This window comes from Sulfitobacter sp., assembly GCF_041552635.1.
Taxonomy (GTDB): Bacteria; Pseudomonadota; Alphaproteobacteria; order Rhodobacterales; family Rhodobacteraceae; genus Sulfitobacter.
This window is the reverse complement of record NZ_JBFEKM010000026.1, coordinates 22,541-29,511: the sequence shown is the minus strand read 5'-3', so window position 1 is coordinate 29,511 and position 6,971 is coordinate 22,541. Positions and strand designations below refer to the sequence as shown.

At 58.6% G+C, this 6,971-nt stretch carries 8 protein-coding genes; 3 read left to right on the top strand and 5 right to left on the bottom strand.

Annotated elements, in window-relative coordinates:
- Positions 1–1,776 (bottom strand): carbamoyl-phosphate synthase large subunit (carB, locus tag ABYT07_RS04935; RefSeq protein ID WP_372989865.1); only part of this gene is annotated, 1,776 nt, incomplete at its 3' end.
- A gap of 169 nt (positions 1,777–1,945) precedes the next feature.
- Positions 1,946–2,710 carry an alpha/beta fold hydrolase gene (locus ABYT07_RS04930; protein ID WP_372989864.1) on the bottom strand — a complete coding sequence of 255 codons (765 nt, stop codon included), beginning with the start codon at positions 2,708–2,710 and terminating at the stop codon, positions 1,946–1,948.
- A gap of 55 nt (positions 2,711–2,765) precedes the next feature.
- Between ABYT07_RS04930 and ABYT07_RS04925 the strand changes: the two genes are divergently transcribed.
- Positions 2,766–3,140, top strand: a complete 375-nt coding sequence (locus ABYT07_RS04925) for a hypothetical protein (RefSeq protein ID WP_372989863.1) — start codon at positions 2,766–2,768, stop codon at positions 3,138–3,140.
- On the opposite strand, the gene ABYT07_RS04920 is transcribed toward ABYT07_RS04925, so the two are convergent.
- Together ABYT07_RS04920 and glyA are read right to left on the bottom strand one after the other, a co-directional pair.
- Complete coding sequence (locus ABYT07_RS04920) at positions 3,137–3,532, bottom strand: cupin domain-containing protein (protein WP_372989861.1); 396 nt, start codon at positions 3,530–3,532, stop codon at positions 3,137–3,139. The genes ABYT07_RS04925 and ABYT07_RS04920 overlap by 4 nt on opposite strands.
- Positions 3,533–3,807: 275 nt before the next feature.
- Entirely contained in the window at positions 3,808–5,085 is a 1,278-nt protein-coding gene (glyA, locus tag ABYT07_RS04915) for a serine hydroxymethyltransferase (protein WP_372989860.1), read from the bottom strand.
- Positions 5,086–5,254: 169 nt separating this feature from the next.
- Between glyA and ABYT07_RS04910 the strand changes: the two genes are divergently transcribed.
- A complete protein-coding gene (locus tag ABYT07_RS04910) occupies positions 5,255–6,010 on the top strand; it encodes an NAD kinase (protein ID WP_372989870.1) in 756 nt (251 codons plus the stop codon).
- A gap of 105 nt (positions 6,011–6,115) precedes the next feature.
- Positions 6,116–6,316: a CsbD family protein gene (locus ABYT07_RS04905; protein ID WP_372989859.1), complete on the top strand. Its 201-nt coding sequence runs from the start codon at positions 6,116–6,118 to the stop codon at positions 6,314–6,316.
- A gap of 104 nt (positions 6,317–6,420) precedes the next feature.
- Here ABYT07_RS04905 and ABYT07_RS04900 read toward each other — a convergent pair whose 3' ends face one another.
- Positions 6,421–6,942, bottom strand: coding sequence for a hypothetical protein (locus ABYT07_RS04900; RefSeq protein ID WP_372989858.1), 522 nt, complete (start codon positions 6,940–6,942; stop codon positions 6,421–6,423).
- Between the last annotated feature and the right edge of the window lie 29 nt (positions 6,943–6,971).

Genomic DNA, 6,971 nt, shown 5'->3' with positions numbered 1-6,971 from the left:
TTCGATGCCCTGGCCGATGCGGTTCGGGCCACCGCCCAGAATAACGACCTTCTTGCGGTCGGACGGGCGCGCCTCGCATTCGACTTCGCCAAATGCAGGAGATTCGTAGGTCGAATACATATAGGGGGTTTGCGCTTCGAATTCAGCGGCACAGGTGTCGATGCGTTTGAACACGGCTTTGACGCCAAGATTCAGGCGGGCCCGGCGCACGTCGTTTTCGTCGCGGCCTGTCAGGGTGGCAAGACGCGCGTCGGTAAAGCCCATCATCTTGAGCTGGCGCATCGCGGTCTCATCGGTTGGCAAGCCTTCGGCCCGCACGCCCTCTTCGGCGTCAACAATTTCGCGGATACGGGCAAGGAACCAAGGGTCGAACATGGTCACACCGTGGATGTCCACGTCGGACATGCCGTGGCGCATGGCCTGCGCGATGGTGCGCATACGATCAGGGGTTTGCTTGCTGATGGCTTTGACCAGCGCAGCCTGTTCGGGGGCACCGGGGATGTCGATTTCGTCAAAGCCAGTCAGGCCGGATTCCATCGACGCGAGCGCCTTTTGCAGAGATTCGTGGATCGTGCGGCCAATCGCCATCGCCTCGCCCACAGATTTCATCGCGGTGGTCAGGTAGGGTTCGGAGCCAGGGAATTTTTCGAACGCAAATTTCGGGATCTTGGTGACGACATAGTCGATTGTCGGCTCAAAGCTGGCAGGTGTGACACCGGTGATGTCATTGTCGAGTTCGTCCAGCGTAAAGCCGACGGCCAGTTTCGCCGCGATCTTGGCAATCGGGAAACCTGTCGCCTTTGAGGCAAGCGCGGAGGAGCGCGACACGCGGGGGTTCATTTCGATCACAACCATGCGGCCATCGGCAGGGTTCACGGCCCACTGCACGTTCGATCCGCCAGTTTCCACGCCGATTTCGCGCAGGACCGCAATCGAGTGATTCCGCATGATCTGGTATTCTTTGTCGGTCAGCGTCAGTGCCGGGGCGACGGTGATCGAATCGCCGGTGTGCACACCCATCGGGTCAATGTTTTCGATGGAGCAGACGATGATGGCGTTGTCGGCCGTGTCGCGCACGACTTCCATCTCGAATTCTTTCCAGCCCAGCAGGGATTCGTCGATCAGGATTTGCCCCACGGGTGAGGCGTCCATGCCGGAGCGGCAGAAGAATTCGTAATCGTCGCGGTTATAGGCCACACCGCCGCCGGTGCCACCCATGGTAAAGGCGGGACGGATGATGGCGGGCAGGCCGACATATTCAAGCGCTTCGAGAGCGATGGTCACACCTGCGGCAAGATCCTTTTTGCCGGCGGCGTTCTTGGGGGCGGTGACGATTGTGGCTTTGGGGTTTTCGATACCGAGGCGGTCCATTGCTTCGCGGAAAAGCTGGCGATCTTCAGCCATTTCAATGGCTTCCCGCTTGGCCCCGATCATCTCGACGCCATATTTTTCCAACACGCCCATTTCTTCGAGCGCAAGGGAGGTGTTCAGCCCGGTCTGGCCGCCCATGGTGGGCAACAGCGCGTCGGGGCGTTCTTTTTCGATGATCTTGGCGACGATTTCGGGGGTGATGGGTTCGATGTAGGTGGCATCGGCAAGACCCGGATCGGTCATGATCGTCGCAGGGTTGGAGTTGACGAGGATGACGCGGTAGCCTTCCTCTTTCAGGGCTTTACAGGCTTGTGCGCCAGAATAGTCAAATTCGCAGGCCTGACCAATCACGATAGGCCCCGCACCAATGATCATAATTGATTTGATGTCGGTTCTTTTTGGCATGGTTCAGGCCCCCGGATATTTGCAAATTCTCCGCGTTATAGGCCTTGGGGGGAGAGGTGCAAGGGGGGAAGGGCGGTATCGGGGCGGGTTTTACTTGTGGGGCGACCGGATTGGGGCGCTGCCCAAAACCCCGGGATATTTTTGAGCCAGAGAAGCGGGGTGTTTGACGTCAGGCAGGGTCGAGGAATGCGCGCACGGACGCTTCGAAATCGCGGGGGTTTTCGGCATGGAGCCAATGGTCGACGCCGGGGAGTTTGGCAAAATAGGCGTTAGGAAAGAGTGTTTTGATCGCGGGGCGGTATTCGGGCAAGACGTAATGCGATTTCGCGCCGGACAGAAAGAATGTCGGGCCGTCGAAGGGGCCTGTGATGTCCGAGGGCCAGCCGACAATATTGGGCATTTCGGCTTCGAGTACGTCTAGGTTGAGTTTCCAGCTTTTGGTCGCAATATCCAGCGATTGGGTAAAGAAGCTTTGCAAGGCGGGATCGACCCCGGCGGCGGCGAGCTGTTCCAGAGCGTCGGAGCGGCGGGTCAGGGTGGACAGGTCAACGGCGCGCATGGCGTCAATGAAGTCTTGCTGGCTGTGATCATAGGTGACGGGCGCGATGTCGGCGATGATGAGGCGGCGGACCAGATCGGGGTGCAAGAGCGCCAGTGCCATTGAGCTTTTGCCACCCATCGAGTGCCCGCAGACATCCATCGGTGCGCCGATGTGGCGGATGACCTCAGCGAGGTCTTCGGCCATTTCAGGGTAGGTTTGCGTGTCAGCGCGCGGGCTGTCGCCGTGGTTGCGCATGTCCACGGTGATGACACGGCGGGTGTCGGACAGGCGTTTTGCGATCACGCCCCAGTTGCGGCCAGAGCCGAAGAGGCCGTGAACGATCAGGAGGGCGGGGGCATCTGTTACGGTGCCATATTCGGTATAGTTGAGCATGGTTGTAGATTTAGGCCCATTGCGGCAAATGTGCCAGAGGGTTTAGGGTAACGTGATGCTGGATCAAAAAGATATTCAACACAAGGCACTGGCCGTGCGGCGTGAGCTGCAGGCCCGGCTGGGTGTCAGGGGGCGCGATCTGCCCCATGCATTACGGCGGGCGGGGCGCCGGCTGCCCAAAGCTGTGCGCCTGAAGGGCGATGCCTTGGCGCAGGCCGATTTTTTCGCAAGAAACCCGAAGATGGCGCGCAGGCTGGATCGTTCGGCTGTACAGGCTGCCTATGATGTGGTCATGGCCCATCTTAAAACTGTAAACGTGAAAGAGAATCGCAAGGACCGGCTGCTGGGCATCGCCGGTAGCATTGCGTTCAATCTGCTTTTCGTTGTGGTGGCGTTTATTGGCTATCTATGGTGGCGTGGGTTCGTCTAGCCGCCATATTGGGCGTCACTGACATGTTCGAGCCAGTCGACGGCTTTGCCATCGAGGGCTTCTTGGAGGGCAAGGTGGCTCATGGCGCAATCAGGGGCCGCGCCGTGCCAGTGTTTTTCGCCGGGCGCGAACCAGACGGTATCGCCGGGGCGCAGTGGGGTGACGGGGCCACCATCGGTTTGAGCAAGGCCGGCACCCGAGAGAACCACCAGCGTCTGGCCCAGCGGATGCGTGTGCCACGCCGTGCGTGCGCCGGGTTCGAAGGTAACCGTCGCTGCGCGGATGCGGGCGGGATCGGGAGCCGAGACAACGGGATCAAGGCGCACGCTGCCGGTGAAATAGTCGGGCGATCCGGTTTCGGAGGGGCGGGTGCCTGCGGATTTGATGTCCATGCTTGTTGTCCTTTTGTGCAAGTCTTTTGCAGGACTGGACCATGAGCAATAGGCGGATGGCAAGGGTTCATCGCGTTTCGGGAGTGATCAGGCGTTGCGGGGCCGGGTGTGATGTAGGGTGTTGTCGGTCGCAGGGTGTCCGCAGAATAAAAAGGCCCCGGTGCGGATGCTGCCGGGGCCCTTTTATTTGCGGTAGAGGGGGCGCTGCCCCCGCCCTGAAGGGCCCCCCGGGGTTGTTTCCATTTGGAAATCGTCGGGGGACGGTTTCTTTGGGGCTAGAGGTCGGGATAGATGGGGAAGCGGGCGCAGAGCGCTTCGACTTCGGCTTTTACTTTTTCCTCGACCGCAGCGTTGCCATCAGCACCGTTGGCAGCAAGGCCATCGACGACTTCGATGATCCAGTCTGCAATTTGGCGGAACTCGGCCTCGCCAAAACCACGGGTCGTGGCCGCGGGGGAGCCCAAGCGGATGCCGGAGGTCACAGTGGGCTTTTCTGGGTCGAAGGGCACGCCGTTTTTGTTGCAGGTGATGTGGGCGCGGCCCAATGCCTGTTCGGTCTCGTTGCCTTTGACGCCTTTGGGGCGCAGATCGACCAGCAACAGGTGCGTGTCGGTGCCATGTGTCACGGTATCAAGACCACCTTTGATCAGCTGATCGCTGAGGGCTTGGGCGTTTTTCACGACTTGCTTGATGTAGGTCTTGAACTCAGGCTGGAGCGCTTCGCCGAAGGCCACGGCTTTGGCTGCGATGACATGCATCAGCGGGCCGCCTTGGATGCCGGGGAAGATCGCGGAGTTGAATTTCTTGGCCAGCGCTTCGTCATTGGTCAGGATCATGCCGCCGCGCGGGCCGCGCAGTGTTTTGTGGGTTGTTGTCGTGGCAACATGCGCATGGGGGAAAGGCGAGGGGTGTTCGCCAGCTGCCACCAGACCCGCAAAGTGGGCCATGTCAACGTGCAGATAGGCACCGACCATATCGGCAATTTCGCGCATGCGCTTGAAATCGATCTGGCGCGGCACAGCAGATCCGCCGGCGATGATCATCTTGGGCTGGTGTTCTTTGGCGAGGGCCTCGACCTGATCGTAGTCAAGCAGGTTGTCTTCTTTGCGCACGCCGTACTGGATCGCGTTGAACCATTTGCCGGACTGGTTCGGCTTTGCACCGTGCGTCAGGTGGCCCCCTGCGTCCAGGGACATGCCAAGGATCGTATCGCCGGGTTGCAACAGTGCTGTGAACACGCCTTGGTTCGCTTGTGAACCGGAGTTCGGCTGAACGTTGGCATAGGCACAATCAAACAGCTGGCATGCCCGTTCAATAGCGAGGTTTTCAGCCACATCGACGAATTCGCAGCCACCGTAATAGCGACGGCCCGGATAGCCTTCGGCGTATTTGTTGGTCATCACTGACCCTTGGGCTTCCATCACGGCGGCAGAGACGATGTTTTCCGACGCGATCAATTCGATCTCGTTGCGCTGGCGGCCAAGTTCTTTTGTGATGGCACCGAAGATCTCGGGATCAGCTTGCGAAAGGGATTTGGTGAAGAAACCGGACATTGGGTTTTCCTTTGAAAAAGGGGGTGAATTGCGCGATGTCTAACCCAAAGCGCTGGCGGCGTGAAGGTCGTAATCCGCCGCAACCGCCCACATAAACGGCAAAGCTGGTAGTGGCGAAGATAATGTGGTTCTTTCGGGTCTGAATAACCCCGATTGGAAACTTGCGCCGATGAAGATCGCCTTTACCGCCAGCCGCGCCGATGTGGCCCAGACCGCTCTTGCCGTGCTGAGCGCGCGGTACGGCAACGTCCCTGCCGCGCAGGCGGATGTTATCGTGGCCTTGGGCGGCGACGGGTTCATGTTGCAGACACTGCACACCACGCAGTCGCTTGGGGTGCCGGTCTATGGCATGAACAGGGGGACCATCGGATTTTTGATGAATGAATACGCCCCCGATGATCTGGTAGAGCGGCTGAGCACAGCAGAAGAAGCGGTGATCAATCCGCTGGTCATGCAGGCCACCCATGCGGATGGCGGCACGTCAAAGGCGCTGGCCCTGAACGAGGTCGCATTGCTGCGCGAGGGTCCGCAAGCGGCAAAGCTGCGGATCAGCGTGGATGGCCGCGTACGGATGGAGGAATTGGTCTGCGATGGGGCACTGGTCGCCACCCCTGCGGGATCAACGGCCTATAATTATTCGGCGCATGGTCCGATCCTGCCGATTGGTGCGGATGTTTTGGCGCTAACGGCGATGGCCGCGTTCCGGCCCCGGCGCTGGCGCGGTGCCTTGTTGCCCAATACCGCGACCGTTCGGTTCGATGTGCTGGAACCGGAAAAGCGCCCGGTGATGGCGGACGCGGATGGCACATCTTATCGCGACGTGATTGCGGTCGAAATCAGTTCTGATCCGTCGATCAAACACCGCATCTTGTTTGACCCCGGTCACGGTTTGGAAGAACGCCTGATCAGCGAGCAGTTCAACTGAGTTCGATTTTGTGGAACCTTACGGCCCTCTGGACGTTATTCCTATGAGACGCACAAAGGACCGTTACTGGTCTTCAAGCGATCAGAAACATAGAGGAGATACGCCATGAATTGGGATACAGTCAAAGGCAACTGGAAGCAGATGACCGGCAAAATCAAAGAAGAATGGGGCGATCTGACAGACGACGATCTGACTGAAGCCGCAGGCGAACGTGACCAGCTGGTTGGCAAAATTCAGGCCAAATACGGCATCGCCAAAGAAGAAGCTGAAAAGCAGGTCGATAGTTTTCTCTCCAAGCAAAACTAAATCGATATATGATTTGGAAAAGCGGTCCTTCGGGGCCGCTTTTTTCGTTTTAGGAAGCGTTTGCGCGCGGAATGTTCAAAAGCAGGCTTGGCTGATGAAACCGTCTATTTCGGATCTTTTAGCAGGTTTGCGACGAAATTGCCGACCTCAGTTGCGCTATAAGGTGCCGCGAGGCGGGGTTGATCATCGGCCGGGGTGTGGCTTTCAAACGCATAGCGGCCACGCACTGGTTGGTGCAGATCAAACAGCAGCTGATCTGCTTGTCGGGTGATATTGATCAGGCTTAGCGCGCTTTCAAAAGGGCGTGGCCTACGGCCTGTGACCTCTCGGAACTGGTCCATTTGTGACTGGAAATTTGCCGATTGGGCCAGATGGTTTGGTTTGCCACCGTCGGGCTTGTCCATAGATAGCTTGAGCCGGCCCAGAATATGCGTCCCGAGCGCATCATGATCTTTCAAATCGACAAGATGATCGGCCAACGGCCCCTGCGGCCAAACTGCCACGATCCCGTGAAGGGCATAGGCAGTCCCCAGACCGTAGGCAGCATAGAAAGAGCAGCTTGCAATCTTGGGGGGCGGGGGCGCAAATCTATCTCTTTGGAATAGACCTGATAAAAGGTTTTTCATCTGCGCCCCGTTCTGTGTGTGGTCAAGTA